The following is an 18,056-nucleotide window of genomic DNA, read 5'->3' as shown; positions in this document are numbered from 1 at the left end:
AGCAGTACGGCGGCCTCGGTGGCGGCGTTCGCCTGCGCGCGGTAGGCCTGCGTGTGGTGCCAGTCTGTGGCGGCTTCCACCGCTTCCACGAGCGCGATCAGCAGGGTGAGGATGACCGCGGCGTCGCCGCCCCGTGCGGCGCGCGGTGCGTGTTCCGGGGCCCTCGTCGAGGCGCGCCATCCGGCACGGGCGCGGCTTCGGGGGAGCGGGCGCCGGGGGCGCGGGCGGGTTGCTCGAAGGCGTCGGCCGCGGCTTGGACGCGGGTACGGACGAGGGCCGGGGCGTGCGCGGCGGCGATGGCCAGGAGGTTGCCGAGGGCGGCGACCTCCCCGGCGTCTTCGTCTTGCCCGGCGGCGCGGCCCAGGAGCTCGGACGCTTCGCGTTTCGGTGTTCGGCCAGCACCCAGTCGGCGTCGCGGATGCGGGGCCGCCCTCGTCACGGATCCGGTCCATGCGGGCCGCGAGCAGGTGGCCACTGGCGCGCGCCGGCCGAAAGACCCACCTACGTCTCGGGCAGCACGTCCTTCACGACGCCGACGATCGCGACGTGCGCGAGCCTGTTCACGCCGAGCTGCGCCAAGCCTCCAGCATCGACGCCCATCGCGGCTGCGGCCCGAGGTGTTCACCGCCTTCCCGAACCGATCAACCCACTTCCGCGCAACCAACGGCAACAGCGCTTCCATACACGGGAAAAGCGAAAGCCCCTTTTTGGTGAGCTGGCAAGGCTCAGGGGGGCTTTCGTGAGAGGAGAGAGACCTGCAAGTAGGTGCACCCTCGCTGGAGCCCGTCTGCACACGTGGCGGGGAGGTGCATTCCAGGTCCGGCGTTGCGGGTGTCAGGGGCAGCTCTCGCCGAACTTGACGACGCCGACGGAGATCTTGTCGGTGGTGGGGATGGCCTTGTTCTTGGGGTCCTGGTCGCAGATCTTCCAGTTGGTCGGGAGCAGCACCGTGCGTCCCTGGCCGCTGACGTCGTGGAACGAGGTGGCCTTGTAGCCGTCGGCGAAGCCTGCCGTCTTGAGTGCTTCCACAAGCAGGTCACCGGACTTGCCGGTCATGTCGGGGACTTGGGCCGTCTGTGGCGCAGCTTCTTGCGTCGGTTCAGGCGCCTTGGCCGCCACGGGCGGGGGCGCAGTGACCGTGACGGTCGCGGTGACGGTGACCGTGACGGTGGGGGCGGGCTTCGCTTCAGCGGCGTTCGCCGGCTTGGTCTCGGACGGTGACACAGCCGCGGCGATCACCAGGACTATGAGGAAGGCGGCGACCATGCCGCCGCACCCGAGGACGGTCTTCTGCTTGGGGTTGAACTGGCTGGCGGACTTGTCGAGGGCGCCTTCCGGCAACGGCGGTAGGGGATAGCCGGCCTGCGGGGCTTCTGAGGCGGAGACACCGTCAGGCTGCTGAGGGTGGCCGGGTGCAGGTGTGGGCACAGTCATGGATTGCTCCTGTGGCAAAGAGTGAGGGGAGCCCCAACTTGGTGCGGTGAAGTGGGGTTCTCACACTGACGCCGGGAGCTGGCGGCACTCAACATACAGGTTGAACGCCGAACAATGCCAGGGTCTGTGGCAGGCACAAATGACGCCTTGCAAGGCGTTGACCTGGGGCGTCACAGCGGGCAGGTTAGGCACGGTCCGGCCAGGAGCAGCGTGCGCGCGACCATCGAGGGCATCGACGCCGAGGAGGACGGCAGCCCGTCGGTGAACTGCGTGACGAGCGGCTCGTCGTCAGTGCGGACACCGGCTGGTCGAGAAGGCCGGTGCCCGGCATTCCGTCGGCTGCGGCCATCTCGCCCCTTTCGGTCCGCGGGCAGTCTGCTGGCGCAGGCCGGCTCGGGGGTGCCGAGCGCGCCGTGGCGGACCACTCCGCTGGCGACTGTGACGCGGCGGTGCCGCGCAGGCTGGCCGGCCAGGCCAGCGTGAGACGCAAGGCCTCCCGCCCCCGACCGGGACCGGTCAATCACGCGGGCCTCGCCGAGGACGTCCAGGAGGGGGCATCCCGGGCGTAACTAGGTGTTTGACGATCAGTCCGAAGTGCCGGCGGACAGGTCGGCGAGTGCGTCGGCGTCCTCGTCGGTGGACCAGCCGGACAGGCGGTCCTCGGCGTCGTCGGCCAGCAAGTGCGGGTCCTTCAGCCGAAACCGACGCGTCCCGCCTTCTGTTCCGGCGACGACCGTGGCGGCGGACGGTGCTTGCGTGGGTACGGTGATCTTGCCGTGGGTCAGCAGCCAGGCGACCACCTTGGCGCGGTCGAACTCCGGGCTCGTCTCCGTACGCCACCGGCACCGGGAAGTCGGGGTTCCGGGTGCGCGAGTTCGCCGCCGCGGCCCGGCCCGCCCCGGCGATCCGCCCCACCTCCGCCAGCAGCACCCGGTCCTCGCCTGGGACGAGCGGGGTGAGGGCGGCGAGCGGAGAACGGCGGCCGGTCCGGGCGGCGGCCACCGCCTGCCAGTCCACCAGCGGCCGGACGACTGGGAGCAGGGCGACGCCTGGGCGGAGCGCGGCACTGTGGTCCACCCGCCGTGGGACTTGTAGTCGACGTCCACCGTGCCGATCCGGGGGAGGAACCCGAGCCGCACCTCAGCGTCGATGTCGACCCTGGGGACGCCGAGTCGGCGGGCGGCCTGGTCGGGGCCGAGGGGGACGTGCCGGTCGAGCAGGGCGGGCAGGTCCCGGCGGCGCGCGAGCGTGTTGACCTGGTCCGGGTGGACGGTGAGGACTCGACCTCGCCGCCGAGCTAGACGAGGAGCCCGCCACGGACCAAGTGACCGACCGCGGACGCAATCACCCTCGGCGGGCACCGCGGCAACGGCACGCCAAGCGCCTCCGTCAACCGATCTGCGGCCCACCCAGCCCCCATGGGACCCCGCACCGCGGCGCGGACCGCTTTCAGGTTGGCGGCCCCCACGCCGCGACCTGCACCCGCAGCCGGCGGGCCTCACTGCCGGGAGCGTCTCGTACGGGTGGCCGGTGGTCACCGCTGGGTGTCCTCGCCGCCGTCGGCCCCGTCGTCCTGGTCCCCGCCGTGCTGACCGAGGAACCAGGCGAAGCCGTGGTCCGCGCGGGCCAGCAGGGCCGGCACCGCACCGGCAGCGCGGCGTTTCCCGGCTCCGGCCGGTGGGGTACGGCTGTGGTCGTGCTGACGCTGCCCTCACAACCCGCAGCCCTGGCCGCCCGCTTCGCCGAGACCGGATACCTCCCGCTGCCGTGTCTCCTCACCCCCACCGGGCTCGCGGCGTTGCGGGAGGAGTGCGGCCGTCTGGAAGCCGCCGCCCGCCGACGCGACTTCCGTATGGCGTCCATGGGCGAGAGCCCTCGCCACATGACCACCCTGGGCGGTCATCACATCGCCCGGGAATCCGGGCTCATCAGCGCCCTCTACCGCGGTCCGGAGCTGCTCGCGCTCCTTTCCGCCCTTTATGGCGCCGGCATTACGACCGTGGCCGAGCCGGTGGAACGCCACGTGCTGAACATCCTCCACCGCCCCGGCGACACCCACGGTGCCCACACCGACGACTACCCCCTGGCCCTGGTCCTCTTCCTCCAGGCCCCGCTCCGCGTCGTTGAACGACAGATTCACCCGCCGTCCACGCGGCTCGGATACCAGCCGCTCACGCCGACGGCCCCCGCCGGACAACCCCTCAACACCCACCGCAAACCACTCCCGGATAACGCCCGCCAGGCCCGGCGAATACACCGGACCCTTCAGGGATCAATCAGCCCGTACTGTTCCATTACGTACTAACTGGCTGCCAATTTCTAATGCCTGAAAAATGGTGCAGTCCCCTGCGCCCACAAGCCGGAAAAACCAGACCCGCCAACACCCCACAACACCACCCACACCCGACCCCCACACCCGGCACCGGCCCCGCAACACCACCCCCACACCCAACACCTCAACCACACACCGAAACACCACCCCCAACCCCACACCCCACCACCACCCACCCGGCCACAAAGAAGCGACGACCACCCCGTCCGAACCTCCGCCACCACCGTTCTTTCCTGCCGCGCACGGCGGCGGCGTTGGACCACTTCACGGCCACGGCGGGAGGTTGCGGGAGAGCGCGAGAGGGCGGCAGCCCTCTCGCCAAGACGTCCCGCACGAGTGCTGCACAACAGCGACCCGCGTCCGGACGAACCGGCTGCGTAGCCTGCCTGCATGCCAACCGCCGCTCTCGCCGAGACCACGGATCGACGGCGGCGTGTTCACGGAAACCGACGCGACACCTCCGCTCGCGCGGAGACCACAGCGGCACGCCCTGGTCGAGCATGTGCGTCAGCAGGACGCCTCCCGCGGAGACCACGAGACCCGCACCGTACGGCGGCTCATCTTCGTCGGGACACCTCCGCTCGCACGAGGACCACTTGTCGACGTCATCGATCATGAACGCCCCGTACGGGACACCTCCGCTCGCGCGGAGACCACGGGTTCAGCAGCAGGTCGACGGTGACCCGGTCCGGTGTCTGTGACGTCGAAAGCTGCGGATTGAAGCTTCACTTTGCGGGGAAGCGTGCGGGCTGAAGACCTACCTTGCGGTGAGGGGTTGGGGTAGCTGGTCATGGTGCGTGCGTTAGATGTCATGCCGGGCGGTTCTGCCGGGCCGCCGGTGGCCGGGTTCGAGGTCGCGTACATCGCCCCGGAGGGGATGGAGTTACGGCGCCCGCTGCCGGAGGTCTGGGCGGTGCCGTTCGAGCACGCCCTTCCCGTACGCGCCTTCGCGTCGTACCGCCGACAGCGCAACCTGCCGGGCCTGTGGTGGTCGGCGACGACAGGCGGGCATGTCGGGTACGAGTCCTGGCTGGAGCGCGACCACATCATGCTGCTGGACTTCGACCCGGCGGTGGTGGGCGTCTCCTCGCAGCCGTTCTGGCTGTTCTGGACAGCGGCGAAAGGCCGGCCGGTCTCGCACGTGCCGGACTACTTCGCCCGTCGCGACGACGGGACGGCCATGGTCGTCGACTGCCGCCCGGCCGAACGCCGGGGCCCGCGGGACGTGGTGAAGTTCGAGGCGACGGCGGCGGCCTGCGCCGAGGTGGGGTGGGAGTTCCGGCTGGTGGGCGCCCCGGACCCGGTCGTGGTCCGCAACGTCCGGTGGCTGGCGGGCTACCGGCACCCCCGGCACCGGATGGAGCCGGCCGCCTCGCGGCTGCGGGAGGTGTTCGCCGAGCCGCTGCCGCTGATGGACGGGGCCGCGGCGGCGGGTGAGCCGCTGGCGGTGCTGCCGGTGCTGTTCCACCTGCTGTGGTCGCACGAACTGGAGGTGGACGTGTCGGTGCCCCTGCACGGCGGCTCGCTGGTCTCGCCCGGGGCAGGCCGGTGACCGCGGGCGGGGGCTCGGTGCTGCGGCCGGGCGACTGGGTCACCTTCGACGACGGCGAGCATCAGGTGGTGGCGCTGGCCGGAACGGCAGTGCGGCTGCGGTCCGCTGCCGGGACGGAATCGGTGGTGCTGGCCTCCTATCTGATGGCGGCACCGGACTTCGCTGTTACCGGCGCCGAGCCGCTGCCGGAGATGGAGCCGTTCGGTCTCCTGGAGACGCTGCCGGAGCCGGCGCGGGCGGCTGCGGCCGAGTGGCAGCGGCAGTAGTCGAGGTGGAGACCGGGCGGCCGCCTGGCGCCGAGCCGGGAACACCCGCGCGGCCGGAGTACGACCCGGCGACGCGGTCGCTGACCGAGCGGATGCGGGCGAAGGCGGCCGAGCTGGCCGTGAGCCTGAGGACGGTGGAGGGCAAGCGGTCGCGCTACCTCAAGCAGGGGCTTTGGGGGCTGGTGGATCAGCGCAGGACGCGGCAGTGGGAAGCCACGGGCCGGGCGGATGCCCGGCTGGTGGCGGCGATCCGCGAAGTGCTCGACGGCGAGACGAACGTCTCGACCGGCACGCGGTCCCGGCTGATCCGCCGCGTGATCAAAACGGTGGAGGCCGCGCACGGTGAGGGGGTGGTGCCGTTGCCCAGTTCACCATCACATCCAGGGGGGTGGAGTCGATCTGCACCTGTTCCCCGGGCCGGTCGGCCTGGACTCGGGGGTGACCGCGCGGGCGGATCTGACGATCGCGGTCGATGTCGCCACCCGCACGATCTGCGCGGCGACGCTGCGGCCAGTGGGCACCATGCGGTGGACGCCTCGCTCCTCCTGGTGCGCATGCTGGTCCCCGAGCCGATGTGGCCGGGCTGGTCCGCGTCGCTGCGGATGGCGGCCTCGCGGTTGCCGCACCGGCAGATGCTCGGCATCGACGCGCGGATGGAGCAGGTCGCCGCGAAGCCAGTGATCGTGCCGGACACCGTGGTCATGGACGGCGGGAAGGTGTTCATCTCCGACACCTTCCTGCGGGCCTGCGAACGCCTCGGCATCTCCGTCCAGCGGGCGCGTCCGCGCACGCCGACGGACAAGGCGATCGTGGAGGCGACGTTCTCCGCGATCAACACCCTGTTCGCCCAGCACCTGGCCGGATACACCGGCCGGGACGTAACCCGCCGCGGCGAGAGAGTCGAGCAGGCCGCCGTCTGGACGATCCCCGAACTCCAGGACCTGCTGGAGGAATGGCTTCTGGCCGGGTGGCAGATGCGACCGCACGACGCCCTGCGCGACCCGTTCCGCCCGGGGAAGGCGATGTCGCCGAACGACAAGTACGCCTCTCTGGTCGCGGCGGCCGGCTACCTGCCGCTGGTGCTGCGCGGCCAGGACTACCTGGAGCTGCTGCCGGTGGCCTGGCGGGCGATCAACGACTACGGCATCCGCATCGGCCACCGCACCTACGACGCGCCCGAGCTGGGGCCGTGGCGGCGCCAGCACTCCGGCCACACGGCCAAGAAGGGCCTCTGGGAGGTGCACTACGACCCCTATGACCTCGCCCGCGTCTTCGTCCGCACCACCGGCGGCTGGATCACCACGCCCTGGGTCCACCTGCCGCTGGTGAATGCCCCCTTCGCGGACTTCACCTGGGACCACGCCCGGCGCCTGGCCGCCGCGGCGGGTCTGGACGACGCGAACGAGGCCGACGTCGCGCGCGTCTTGGACGCCCTGCTGACCCGGGCCGAGAACGGACCGGACATCCGCACCGCGCGAGTCATCGGCCGCACCCGCACCGCCGCAGCCCTCCCGGCACCCGCAGTGGCACCCGAGATCGAGAACACGCCCGACCCCGAGCCCGACTCCGCGCCCTCGGAGGTGGTGCCCTTCGGGGTCTTCGACGCCCACGCCGAAGCTGAAAGGTGGCTATGAGCACGCCCGCGACCGCACCGCCGCAGACGGACACCGACGAACAGGCGCCGCCGGACTCCCCGCTGACGACCAAGGAAGGCTGGCGCCGCTACGTCGAACACGAGACCATCCCGCCCAAGCTGCTGCCCGCCGCCGAGCGGGCCGCGCTGACCGGACGGGAGCGGGCCCGGGCGGAGGACCGGCGGCGGGAGTATCACGCGGACCTGCCGCTGGTGAACACCCCGACGATCCGGAAGGTGATCTCCACCGCCCGGCTGCTGATCCAGCTCAACCGCCACCAGGTCTCCGCCCGCCGCGGCGTGATCCTCTCCGGCGCCTCCGGCACGGGCAAGACGACCGCTCTCACCCAGCTGGGCCGCGCGCACGAGCTGGCCACCCGCAAGCGCCACCCGCACGACCGGTCCCGGCTGCCGGTCGTCTATGTCACCGTTCCGCCGGCGGCCACCCCGAAAATGCTCGCGATGGAGTTCGCCCGGTTCTTCGGGCTGACCTTCCCGGCCCGGGCCACCCACACCGACGTCGTCGACGCCGTCTGCGCCACCGCCGCGCACGTCCACGTCGACCTGGTCCTGGTGGACGAGCTGCACAACCTCAACCTCGGCTCCCGCTCCGGGGCGGAAGCATCCGATCAGCTGAAGTACTTCGCCGAGCGGCTGCCGGCCACGTTCGCCTACGCGGGCATCGACATCGAGAGCCAGGGCCTGTTCGCCGGCACGCGCGGCCGGCAGATCGCCGGACGGTTCGTCGTCATCCCCGCCGCCCCGTTCTCCTACGCCACCACCGGCGACAAGGACGCCTGGCGGGGCCTGATCGGCACGCTGGAATCCATGCTCCGCCTCCACCAGCACGCGCCGGGCGCGCTCAGTGCGATGAGCGACTACCTCTTCCACCGCACCGGCGGCATGATCGGCAGCCTGTCGCAGCTCATCCGCGGCGCCGCCGTGCTGGCCATCGAGGACGGCAGCGAGGCCATCACCGAGGAGCTGCTGGAGATCGTCCCGATCGACTTCGCCGCCGCGCAGTCCGAACGGCTCACCGCTCAGGCCAAGGCGACCGGGCGGCGGAGGCGCGCGGCCTGATGCTCCGCACGCTCCCCGACCCCGTCCCGCCCGCCCGGCACGAGATCCCCCCGTCCTACATCAGCCGCCTGGCCACCCTGCACGGCCTGGACATCAACGGCCTGTGGTTACAGGTCACCCAGCCCGCCTATCCCGGAGCCGGCCGCCGCGTCGTCGTCTCCGAACGGCTCGCCGCGCTGACCGGCCGCAGCGTCCACGCCCTGTCCGGGGCCATGCCGGAACTGCGCGACCCGCCGCCGAACTGGGAGATGTTCCGCCACCAGCCGCAGACCGGCTGCCACCTCTGCGACGCCCGCCACCCCGGCGGCCGGGTGGTGCGGCTCCTGCCCCACCACACCTACGTCTGCCTGCGGCACGGTACCTGGATCGGCCCACCCGACATCGACCATCCCGCCGTCGATCTCACCCGGCTCCCGAGCATCCTCGATGCACAGCGGCGCCACCTGCTCGCGCTGCGGCGCTACGGCTGGGCCGCCACCTACGACGCGGTGCTGACCGGCCTCATGCTCTGCGCACACATCTGGTCTCCGGAGGGGCGCCCGTCGCCCTTCGGCCGCTGGAACGTCTGGGACGACCGCCTCGATGTCCTGATCCCCTTCGACCGGGAGAAGCAGGACTACGTCGGCTTCAGCACCTCGCGGCTGTTCGCCGCGGTCTATCCCGAAGCCGTCGCCCTCGCACCGCTGATCGCCTCGCCCTACTGGCGTCGACTGGCCGGCGGCACCGAAGCCGAGCAGGCCCGGTTCTTCGCGGAGGTCGCGGGTCGCGTCACCTACCCCTACCTCCCGCCCGACCGCGGCGACGACGCCGTCGCGCACTGGGCCCTCGCAGACTCCTGGCGGCCGCCCAGCCGGCCCTTGACGACCTACACACCCGGCCGCGTCCGCGGCATCCCTCCCGGCGTCGCCGCGAACCGTCTTGCCCGGCATGAGAAGAGCGCGTTGTGGTTCAGCCGGCTCCGCCGGAACCAGGGCCGCACGCTTCTCTTCCACGGCCACCTCAAGCCGGTCCTCCTGCGTGAGGGCGAACCGCAGTACGTGAAGTGGGAAGGCACCGTCTGGCACAGCACGCGCACCGACGACCAGATGAAGGAACAGGTCGCGAAAATGCGCCGCGTAGCTGGGTGAGATGGGCAGAGAAGTCAGGCAGGTCGAGGCGGTGGCTTCCCTCGCAGGGGCGGCGGTGAGGGGGCAGGTGGATCAGGCGTTGAGGTAGGTGAGGACGGCCTGTACGCGTCGGTGGGTGTCGTTGGTGAGGGGGAGGTCGAGTTTGGCGAGGATGTTGGAGATGTGTTTTTCGACGGAGACGGGGGCGAGGACGAGGCGTTCGGCGATGGCGGAGTTGGACAGGCCCTGGGCCATGAGGGCGAGGACTTCGTGTTCGCGGGGAGTCAGGCGGGCGAGGCCGGTGTCCTGGCTGTTGCGGGCGAAGATCTGGGCGACGACTTCGGGATCGAGGGCGGTGCCACCGGTGGCGACGCGGTCGAGGGCGTCGAGGAAGGCGTCGATGTCGGTGACGCGGTCCTTGAGGAGGTAGCCGACGGCGCCGTGGCCGTCGGCCAGCAGTTCGGCGGCGTAGGTGCGCTCGACGTACTGCGACAGAATGATCACGGGCAGGGTGGGGGTGTGGCGGGCGCGGAGCTCGATGGCGGCGCGCAGTCCTTCGTCACGGAAGCCGGGCGGAAGGCGGACGTCGATCAGGGCGAGGTCGGGCCGGTGGGTGTCCACGGCGGTGATCAGGTCGGGCCCGGAGGCGACGGCGGCCAGGACCTCGTGGCCGGTGGCGGTGAGCAGGCGGATGAGCCCTTCGCGCAGCAGGAGCAGGTCTTCGGCGATTACAAGGCGCATGGGATCTCCGCGTGCATGGTGGTGGGACCTCCGCTGGGGCTGGTGAGGGTGAAGGTGCCGTCGAGTGCTTCGATGCGGCGGCGCAGTCCCGTCAGGCCCGAGCCGTCCGGGTCGGCTCCGCCCTGTCCGTCGTCGGTGACCGTGACGGCCAGCGTGCCGTCGGGGCGGGTGTCGACGGTGACGGTGACGGTGGTGGCGTGGGCGTGTTTGGTGATGTTGGTGAGGGCTTCGGCGATCAGGAAGTAGGCGGCGGCCTCCAGCGCGGGTGCCAGGCGGTGGGGCAGGCGGATGTCGGCGGTGACGGGCAGGGGGTGGTCGGCGAAGAGGGCGGTCAGGGCACCGTCCAGGCCGCGGTCGGTGAGGATCGGGGGGTGGATGCCTCGTACGAGGTGGCGTAGTTCGTCCAGGGCGGTGTTGACGTCGGCGCGTGCTGCGGCGAGGTCGGTGCGGGCCTGGTCGGCGGCGGGTCCTAGGGCTTTGAGGCGCCGTTCGGCCAGGGCCAGGGTCATGCCGAGGGCGACGATGCGGGCCTGGGCGCCGTCGTGGAGGTCGCGTTCGATGCGGCGCAGTTCGGCGGCCTGGGCGTCGATGGCGCGGCTGCGGGTGCGGGCCAGGTGGTCGGTGCGTTCGCTCAGTCGCTGGGTGCGGCCGGGCTTGAGCAGTCCGGCCGCCAGGCGGGCCTGGCCGGCGGCCAGGGCGCGTACGAGCCACGCAGCGGCGGGCAGCAGGATCAGCGCGGCCAGCGCCGTAACCGCCTGCCTTCCCGGAGTCGTGAGCGTCATGAATCCTGGGTCGCCGCGGCGTTCCGGCGGGAGGGCCCAGGCCCAAGCCGGCGAGGTGAGGGCCGCGAGGTCCACGGCGAGGACGACCACGGCGAGGACGGCACAGACCAGGGTCAGCGGGAAGAGGATCGTCATCCAGGCCGTGTCGCGCCAGGTGGCGGGGTGGGCGGCCCGTTGCCGGGCACGTCCGGCGACGGTGGCGGGCTCGGCGCCCGGGTAGGGAGTGGGGATTGGGGCGGGCAGGATGAGGGCGGCGCGGCGTCGTTCGAGTCCGGCGAGCCGGCGCACCGCGGTGGTCGCGGCGAGGAAGGCGGGGGCGCCCAGGTGAGTGACGACCAGGACCGCGCAGCCGGTGGCCCCGGCCACGACGGTCACCAGGGCCCCGCTACCTGCGGCCAGGCCCAGCAGCAGGTATTGCAGAGACCGGACGGTGCGCTGGAGCATGTCCCGCACTTTACGAACCCCTGGCTTCGTCCGAGCGGCATGGGGGTCGGCCGCCGTCTGGTGTGTTGGCTTCACTGCGCGCTCCGTCCGCCGTGGGCCGTCGCGGTGCGCAGGACCAGGCGGGTGGGCAGGGCTGCGGCGGCCAGACCGAGCGCGCCGGTACCGGCGAGGAGCCCGGTGTACCAGAGGGGGTCGACGATGATGCGCCAGTGGCCGTCCTGGGAGCTGCTGAACGTTCCCACGACTACTGCGGCGATCCCCGCACCGATCACGAGGCCGACGGTGGTTGTGAGTACCGCTTCGCGTGCGGCCATCGCCCGTACCTGGCGGGCGGTGGCGCCCAGCAGTCGCAGAGCGGCGTACTCGCCGCGGCGGCCGAGGGCGGCCATGGCGAAGGTGTTGAGGACGGCGACGGCGGTGAAGATGAGGGAGATACCGGTCAGCAGGCGCAGCGCTGCCTGCTGGGAGGCGGTTTCGGCGTCCTGCCGACTGGTTGCTGCCTCGTCACCGCGCGCGGACAGCTGCGGAAACTGCGCCCGCAACTCCTTCACGGCCGCCGGACTAGGGTTCTGGCCGAGGTGCACGGCCGACACAAGGGGCCGGGGGGTGTGCGCGGCGGCGAGTGAGCCGGGCAGCAGCATGTCGCCGAACCCGGCGGACCGGCCGTACAGGGCCACCACCGGCCGCGAGAGGTGGGTGCCGTCCGGCAACCACAGCCCGACCGTGTCGCCCACCCGCCAGTGCTGGCTGCCGGCCAGGTCCGTACTGACCGCCACCCCCTCGGCGAGCCCGTCCAGGGAACCGCTGGTGACCTTCAGATCCAGCACACCGCCGCCGGTGCGGTATAGGCCCTGGGCGGGGTAATGCTGCGGCTTGCCGCCCTTGCGGACCATGACCTCGCTCGGCACGGTCGCATCCACATCCCGTACCCCCGGCATCCTGGCCGCCTCTTCGTAGGCGCCCAGCGGCAGGCCGGGGCCGCCGGCCGCGGTCAAGCTCTGGCGGGCGGAGGCGACCCGGGCGTGGGCGGCCTGGTCGGTGATGTTGCTGAGCAGAGTGGAGTTGAGCAGCATGGTGGCGTTGAGAGCGAACAGCAGCGCCAGCGGCATCGCCGCCCCCGCGACTCGCAGCGGGAAGCGCCGGGTGTTGGCCGCGGCCAGACGGCCGGTCGCCCCTGGCAGGACACCGCCCAGCGCCGCACCCACCGCACGGACCAGCCATGGTCCCAGGGCGGCGGCGGCACAGACCAGCAGCGCGCAGCCGATGAAGCCCATGCCCACACCGATCCCGCCGCGCATCGGCGTGAACACCAGCACGGCCACCGCACCGGCGACCAGTACCGCACCGGTCACCACGCGCCAGATGCCGCCGCTGGCCGGAGCCGCAGCCGCCTCCCGCATCGCCTCAGTCGGAGCGATCCGCGCCACCCGCCGACCGGCGAAGTACGCCGCCAGCCGCGCCACCCCCACCCCGCAACCGGCCGCGATCAGCAGCGGCATTGCGCTGCCATGCACGTCAAGAGATGCGGGAACCGCGCCGGTGGCCACGAACCGCTCACCCATCCAGCCCGCCAGCCACGACCCGAGCGGAGTCCCCACCACGGCGGCGGCCACGCCCACCGCCCATGCCTCCAGGCCCATCAGCCGGCGCACCTGGCGCGGCGTGGCACCGAGCGTGCGCAGCAGCGCCAGCTCGCGCAGTCGCTGCCGGGCGGCGAAAGCTATGGTCCCGGCGATGACGAACAGGGCCGCGAACACGGTGATGCCGGCCATCGAGCCGAACACCCCGACCGCCCCGGTGTAGCTGACCAGCACAGCCGGTGCGTCGGCCTGTACCCGTTCGTCTCCGGTGAGCACTCGCACGTCCGGCCCGGCCGCCGACCGCACCTTGTCCAGCACTGTGCGGCTGTCGGCGTCCGGAGCAAAGCGCAGGGCGAGCGCGGTCGCATCGCCCGGCTGGGACAGCCGTTCCGCGTCCGAGGCGGAGAAGAACACCGCGCCTTGCGAGGAAAGCTGCGGCCCTCCGGGGGCGGCGACGGTGCCGGCGAGTCGGAACGAGGCGACCTTGTGCGGCAGGGCCATGTGCACGCGGCCCCCCACATGCACATCGGCATGCCGGGCCAGGCCCGCGTCGAGCACCACCTCGCCGTCCTGGGGTACGCGCCCGGCAAGAAGCCGGAAGGGGGTCAGGGAGGCGGAGGACCAGGCATGGCCCATCACCGGCGCGGTCGCGTCCGAGCCGCCACCGACCGGTTTTCCGCGGGGTGTGAGCGGCTGGGCGTAGAACGACGTGTCCTCGGTGACCTGCGTGACTCCGGGCACGGTGGCCAGGCGGCCGGCCAGGCCATCGGGGAGCGCGGGCGCACCGGACAGCGGGCGGGTCTCGGTGTCGTCCCCGTCTTGCACGGACACCTGACGCGCGGCGCTGACCACGGCGTCAGCGGCGGTGTACCTGTCGGCTCCGGCCGGGGAGGACAGAGCGGAGAACAGCAGCGTGCCGCAGGCGGCGACCAGCGCCACCGCCAGGGCTGTGCCGAGAAAGGTCCCGGCGAATGACCACCAGCGGTGGCGCACGGTGGCAAGAGCGAGACGGATCATCGGGCACTCAGCTCCGTCATCACCGCGGCCACCTGCGCGGCCGAAACGTCGCTCATGGAGGAGTGGACCTGACCGTCGGCAAGGAACAGGACCTGGTCCGCCCAGGCAGCGGCAGCCGGGTCATGCGTGACCATCACCACCGTCTGCCCCAGCTCGTCCACCGCCTCCCGCAGCAGCGCCAATACCTCATGCCCGGCAGCCAGATCCAGCGCTCCGGTCGGTTCATCGGCGAACAGCACCTGCGGGCGTCCGGCCAGCGCCCGCGCGACCGCAACCCGCTGCTGCTGGCCGCCCGAGAGCTGATCCGGGCGAGCACTCTTGCGCCCGGACAACCCCACGCGTGCCAGCACTTCATCCGCCCAGCGCCGGTCCGGCCGCACCCCGGCCAGCCGCTGCGGCAGCAGCACGTTCTGCCACACCGACAACGCCGGAACCAGGTTGAACGACTGGAACACGAAACCCGCCTGGCGACGGCGCGCCCGCGTCAGGGCCGGCTCCCGCAGCGCACCGATGTCCTCCCCGGCCAGCCGGACACGCCCGGCACTGGGCCGTTCCAGACCAGCCGCGCAGTTCAGCAGCGTGGATTTCCCGGACCCGGAAGGACCCATCACCGCCGAGAACGTGCCCGCCGCCAACCGTGCGCTCACCCCCCGCAGCGCGGGCGTCCCGCCATCGCCGGGGTAGGTCTTCGACACGTCTTCCAGCTCGACCGCAGCGGCCACCGGATCACTCGCGAGGTACATGCTTTCAAGCCTCGCGAAAACGCAGCCGCACGCCCACATGGCCCACTCGTAACCTCAAGGTAGGGATAGCCCTACCTTGCAAGCAGGGCGGCTACGGACAGCGAACAAATGACCAGATGACCGCTGACGTCCGCGCGCCCGTGTTGTCAGGCACCGACACGGGAACCGCAAGATCGAATTTCACACGCCGTCCTTACCGCCTGCACTCCCCAGTTTCGTCCCGCAGGTAGTCGCTGTGCATGCCCGTAAGGGGCGCGGACCTCCGCAGGTTCAACCAGGCCGACCTGGACGCCATCGCCCACGAGCTCAACCACCGCCCGCGCAAGATCCATGGCTACCGTACTCCGGCAGAGGTCTACGCTGACCTCCTGAACAGCGGTGATGCGCTGACCGCTTGAGCTCGCCGTTGGAAAGTGCGGGCCCGATGGCACCATTCACGCGGAAGGGGCGGCGCGCCGTACGGCACACCGCCCCTTCCGCGTGAGCTCAGATCTTGTTCCAGGTCCCGCTGTGCCAGAGCGCGCCGCCCTTGCCGGGGCCGCCGTCCGCCTTGTAGAGGACGAAGTTGCCGTCGTCCTGGAGCAGGGCGTAGGCACCGGGGTTGCCGGCGGTACCGGTGCGCCAGGCCACCTTGTCCATGTCGAACCAGTCGCGCAGGGTCATGTCGCCGTCAACGCCGACGCGCAGATCGATCGTGTGGTAATCCGTGGTGTACGTCGCGCTGTTCCAGATGGCCTTGCCGTCGCTCTTGCGGTAGATGACGACGTTGTTGTCCGGCTGGATGATCATCCACACGGCGGCGCTCTGGGCCCAGTCGCCGTCGAACCAGTAGCGGTACTGGTGCGCCGTGTCTTCCGCGCACAGCTTCGTGGTTTCTCCCGCCTCAGGGGCGACCAGTGCGTCCCCCAGCGGTCGTCCTTGCAGCCGATGACCTTGAAGTTGCCGTTCGACTCCAGCTTCGCCACGGGCTTGAGGTCGTTGTGGTCACCGTAGGACGCGGTCTGCCAGATGGCCCCGCCCGTCTGCGGGCCGCCGCCCTGCTTGTAGATGACGAAGTTGCCGTCCTCCTGCATGGTGGCGTACGCGCCCGCGTTGCCGTACGTGCCGCTGTTCCACAGCGGGAGCTTGTAGCCGCCGGGGTTGCCCAGGGCGTAGAGCACCAGGTTGCCGTCGGCCTACATGACCAGCTCGGTGTTCTCCGTCGGGCTGGTCATCTTCTCGCCCGGGGCGAGCCGCTGGCCGATGTTCAGGACCGTTTCGCGAGCGTCGTAGGGCTCGTCGCACTCGGCCATCCCGGGGCGGGTGGCCGGCGCGGCACCGGCCGTGCCCGGGACCAGGCCGGTCAGGGCCGAGGCGGCGAGCAGGGATATGAACGCACTGCGGGGCAAGCGGTCGTGCATGAGCGGTTCCCCCCGTGATTCGTTTCGTCGGTCAGATCTTGTTGTAGGTGCCGCTGCTCCAGAGGGCGCCGCCCTTGCCGGGGCCGCCGTCCTTCGCATAGACGACGAAGTTGCCGTCGTCCTGGAGCAGGGCGTACGCGCCCCGGTTGTTCTCAGTACCGGTGTGCCACGCCCACGCGTACGTGTAGTACTGGCGCAGGCCCACGTCGCCGCCCGCTTCCACCTGCAGGATCACGGGCTTGTCCGAGCCGTACGACGCGCTGTTCCAGATGGCCGCGCCGTCCCGCTTGCGGTACATGACGAGGTTGCGGTCCTCCTGGAGCACGAGGGAGACGGAGGCCGACTGCGCGAAGGAGCCCTCAAGCCAGTCCCGGTACGGTGCCCCGGGGCCGGGCGCGCACAGCATCGGGGACTCCTCGTGGGTCATGGAGGACCATTTCACCCAGGCCCCTTCGTTGCCCCACACGGTGAACTCGCCGTCGGCCTCCAGACGCGCCTTCGCCTGCGCGGTCCCCCAGGTCTTGGTGGCCCACAGGGCGCCGCCCTTGTCGGGGCCGCCGTCCTTCGTGTAGACGACGAAGTTGCCGTCTTCCTGCATCAGGGCGTACGCGCCCGGGTTGCTGTACGTACCGCTGTTCCACAGCGGGTGGCGGGTGCCCGTGCCCGAGGGGTCCTGGACGTAGAGCACCAGGTTCCCGTCGGCCTGCATCACCAGGGCGGTGGTCTTGCGGCTGCTGACCAGGCTCTGGCCGGACTCCAGACGCTTGCCGGTGTCCAGGTAGCGGACGCTGAGCGCGTCGTTGTACGGAAGGTCGCACGCGACCGGCTCGGCGGCCGGGGCGGCGGTCGCGGCCGGAGCCACGGCCCCCGCCATGGCGGCTGCGGCGAGCAGAGTGGTCAGGGCTGCGCGGCCGGTAAGGCGTTTGTGCATGGTGCTGTTCCCCCTTGAACGGCCCCGGAACGCGGGGCCGGTGAGCGCGGTGGGGGGTACGGACGGGTCGTCCCGCCCGTACCCCCACCAGGACGGTTCTCGTCCGTCGGTCACATCTTGTTGTAGGTGCCGCTGTTCCAGAGGGCGCCGCCCTTGCCGGGGCCGCCGCTCTTCTTGTAGACGACGAAGTTGCCGTCGTCCTGGAGCAGGCCGTAGGCGTCCGAGTTACCCCCGGTGCCGGTGCGCCAGCGGACCGTCTGGTTCGGGCCGTTCTCGTGCAGGGTCAGGTCGCCGTTGTCGCCCATCTCCAGGTTCAGGCCGTTGCGGTTGCCCCAGGTGCCGCTGCTCCAGATGGCCTTGCCGTCCCGCTTGCGGTACATGACGAGGTTGTTGTCGTGCTGGAGCACCAGCCAGGCGTTCGCGGACTGAGCCCAGTTGCCCCGGATCCAGGAGGCGTCGGTCGAGCACACCTTGTTGGGCTGCTCGCTGGTCTGGGTCGACCAGTACCAGTCCTCGCTGCGGCCGCTGACGCTGAACTCGCCGTCGTCCCTGATGGAGGCACGGATGTAGGAGTTGGCCCGGTCGCCGTAGGTCGCGGTGTGCCAGACGCCGCCGCCCGTCTGGGGGCCGCCGCCCTGCTTGTAGATGACGAAGTTGCCGTCCTCCTGCATCAGGGCGTAGGCCCCGGGGTTGCCGTAGGTGCCGCTGTACCACAGGGGGAGCTTGGGCCCGCCGGGGTAGGTGGTCGCGTACACGACGAGGTTGCCGTCGGACTGCATGACCAGCTCGGGCTTGCCGGGCGTGGGGACCAGGCTCTGGCCGGACTCGAGGCGCTGGCCGGGCCGCAGGTCCGAGGTGTAGCCGCCCTCGCTGGACCGGCACTGGCCGGGTACGACGGCCGACGCCGTGGCCGGGGCCAGGGCGGTGGCGGCGCAGGCGGCGAGTACGGGCACGAGTGCTCTGCGGAGTGCGTGGATGCGCATGTGGTGGTTCCCCCCATGGTGGTGCGTCATGT

Annotated in this window: 19 protein-coding genes; 9 read left to right on the top strand and 10 right to left on the bottom strand. The window is 71.4% G+C overall.

The genetic code is table 11. From position 1 onward, the window contains the following. Positions 1-834: 834 nt before the first annotated feature. Entirely contained in the window at positions 835-1,341 is a 507-nt protein-coding gene (locus tag ACFWW8_RS26285) for a hypothetical protein (protein ID WP_386531872.1), read from the bottom strand. Positions 1,342-2,190: 849 nt separating this feature from the next. On the opposite strand from ACFWW8_RS26285, the gene ACFWW8_RS26280 reads away from it, so the two are divergent. From ACFWW8_RS26280 to ACFWW8_RS26245, 8 genes are all read left to right on the top strand, one after another. Then, on the top strand, positions 2,191-2,529 hold the full coding sequence (locus ACFWW8_RS26280; protein ID WP_386531871.1) for a hypothetical protein: 339 nt from the start codon (positions 2,191-2,193) through the stop codon (positions 2,527-2,529). Then, positions 2,517-2,735: a hypothetical protein gene (locus tag ACFWW8_RS26275; RefSeq protein WP_386531870.1), complete on the top strand. Its 219-nt coding sequence runs from the start codon at positions 2,517-2,519 to the stop codon at positions 2,733-2,735. The genes ACFWW8_RS26280 and ACFWW8_RS26275 overlap by 13 nt, the downstream gene beginning before the upstream one ends. Positions 2,736-3,130: 395 nt before the next feature. Beyond that, a complete protein-coding gene (locus tag ACFWW8_RS26270; protein WP_386531868.1) occupies positions 3,131-3,739 on the top strand; it encodes a hypothetical protein in 609 nt (202 codons plus the stop codon). 838 nt (positions 3,740-4,577) lie between these two features. Then, positions 4,578-5,318: a TnsA-like heteromeric transposase endonuclease subunit gene (locus ACFWW8_RS26265; protein ID WP_386531866.1), complete on the top strand. Its 741-nt coding sequence runs from the start codon at positions 4,578-4,580 to the stop codon at positions 5,316-5,318. Then, positions 5,315-5,584, top strand: a complete 270-nt coding sequence (locus ACFWW8_RS26260; RefSeq protein ID WP_386531864.1) for a hypothetical protein — start codon at positions 5,315-5,317, stop codon at positions 5,582-5,584. Before ACFWW8_RS26265 ends, ACFWW8_RS26260 begins: the two co-directional genes overlap by 4 nt. Positions 5,585-6,111: 527 nt before the next feature. After that, a complete protein-coding gene (locus ACFWW8_RS26255; RefSeq protein WP_386531862.1) occupies positions 6,112-7,218 on the top strand; it encodes a Mu transposase C-terminal domain-containing protein in 1,107 nt (368 codons plus the stop codon). Then, on the top strand, positions 7,215-8,297 hold the full coding sequence (locus ACFWW8_RS26250) for a TniB family NTP-binding protein (RefSeq protein WP_386531860.1): 1,083 nt from the start codon (positions 7,215-7,217) through the stop codon (positions 8,295-8,297). Before ACFWW8_RS26255 ends, ACFWW8_RS26250 begins: the two co-directional genes overlap by 4 nt. After that, positions 8,297-9,424, top strand: a complete 1,128-nt coding sequence (locus ACFWW8_RS26245; RefSeq protein ID WP_386531858.1) for a hypothetical protein — start codon at positions 8,297-8,299, stop codon at positions 9,422-9,424. The genes ACFWW8_RS26250 and ACFWW8_RS26245 overlap by 1 nt, the downstream gene beginning before the upstream one ends. A 72-nt stretch (positions 9,425-9,496) precedes the next feature. On the opposite strand, the gene ACFWW8_RS26240 is transcribed toward ACFWW8_RS26245, so the two are convergent. The 4 genes from ACFWW8_RS26240 to ACFWW8_RS26225 all read right to left on the bottom strand — a co-directional run bounded on the left by ACFWW8_RS26240 (position 9,497) and on the right by ACFWW8_RS26225 (position 14,710). After that, entirely contained in the window at positions 9,497-10,144 is a 648-nt protein-coding gene (locus tag ACFWW8_RS26240) for a response regulator (protein ID WP_386531856.1), read from the bottom strand. Beyond that, positions 10,132-11,370 carry a sensor histidine kinase gene (locus tag ACFWW8_RS26235; RefSeq protein WP_386531855.1) on the bottom strand — a complete coding sequence of 413 codons (1,239 nt, stop codon included), beginning with the start codon at positions 11,368-11,370 and terminating at the stop codon, positions 10,132-10,134. The genes ACFWW8_RS26240 and ACFWW8_RS26235 overlap by 13 nt, the downstream gene beginning before the upstream one ends. Positions 11,371-11,441: 71 nt before the next feature. Then, a complete protein-coding gene (locus tag ACFWW8_RS26230; RefSeq protein ID WP_386531853.1) occupies positions 11,442-13,967 on the bottom strand; it encodes an FtsX-like permease family protein in 2,526 nt (841 codons plus the stop codon). Continuing rightward, on the bottom strand, positions 13,964-14,710 hold the full coding sequence (locus ACFWW8_RS26225; RefSeq protein ID WP_386531851.1) for an ABC transporter ATP-binding protein: 747 nt from the start codon (positions 14,708-14,710) through the stop codon (positions 13,964-13,966). Before ACFWW8_RS26225 ends, ACFWW8_RS26230 begins: the two co-directional genes overlap by 4 nt. A gap of 239 nt (positions 14,711-14,949) precedes the next feature. On the opposite strand from ACFWW8_RS26225, the gene ACFWW8_RS26220 reads away from it, so the two are divergent. Then, positions 14,950-15,108 (top strand): hypothetical protein, encoded by a 159-nt coding sequence (locus ACFWW8_RS26220; RefSeq protein ID WP_386531849.1) that lies wholly within the window; start codon positions 14,950-14,952, stop codon positions 15,106-15,108. A gap of 88 nt (positions 15,109-15,196) precedes the next feature. Here ACFWW8_RS26220 and ACFWW8_RS26215 read toward each other — a convergent pair whose 3' ends face one another. The 5 genes from ACFWW8_RS26215 to ACFWW8_RS26195 form a co-directional block, all read right to left on the bottom strand. Further along, positions 15,197-15,499, bottom strand: coding sequence for a hypothetical protein (locus ACFWW8_RS26215; protein WP_386531847.1), 303 nt, complete (start codon positions 15,497-15,499; stop codon positions 15,197-15,199). Beyond that, a complete protein-coding gene (locus ACFWW8_RS26210; protein WP_386531846.1) occupies positions 15,496-15,870 on the bottom strand; it encodes a hypothetical protein in 375 nt (124 codons plus the stop codon). The genes ACFWW8_RS26215 and ACFWW8_RS26210 overlap by 4 nt, the downstream gene beginning before the upstream one ends. 15 nt (positions 15,871-15,885) lie before the next feature. Beyond that, positions 15,886-16,110, bottom strand: coding sequence for a hypothetical protein (locus tag ACFWW8_RS26205; protein ID WP_386531844.1), 225 nt, complete (start codon positions 16,108-16,110; stop codon positions 15,886-15,888). 31 nt (positions 16,111-16,141) lie between these two features. Continuing rightward, entirely contained in the window at positions 16,142-17,041 is a 900-nt protein-coding gene (locus ACFWW8_RS26200) for a hypothetical protein (protein WP_386531842.1), read from the bottom strand. A gap of 110 nt (positions 17,042-17,151) precedes the next feature. Beyond that, the gene (locus tag ACFWW8_RS26195) at positions 17,152-18,024 is read right to left on the bottom strand and encodes a hypothetical protein (RefSeq protein WP_386531840.1); all 873 of its coding nucleotides are present in this window, start codon (positions 18,022-18,024) and stop codon (positions 17,152-17,154) included. Between the last annotated feature and the right edge of the window lie 32 nt (positions 18,025-18,056).

This window comes from Streptomyces sp. NPDC058701, assembly GCF_042715295.1.
GTDB lineage: Bacteria > Actinomycetota > Actinomycetes > Streptomycetales > Streptomycetaceae > Streptomyces.
The sequence above is the reverse complement of the archived record's forward strand: the minus strand, read 5'-3'. Positions and strand labels throughout refer to the sequence as shown.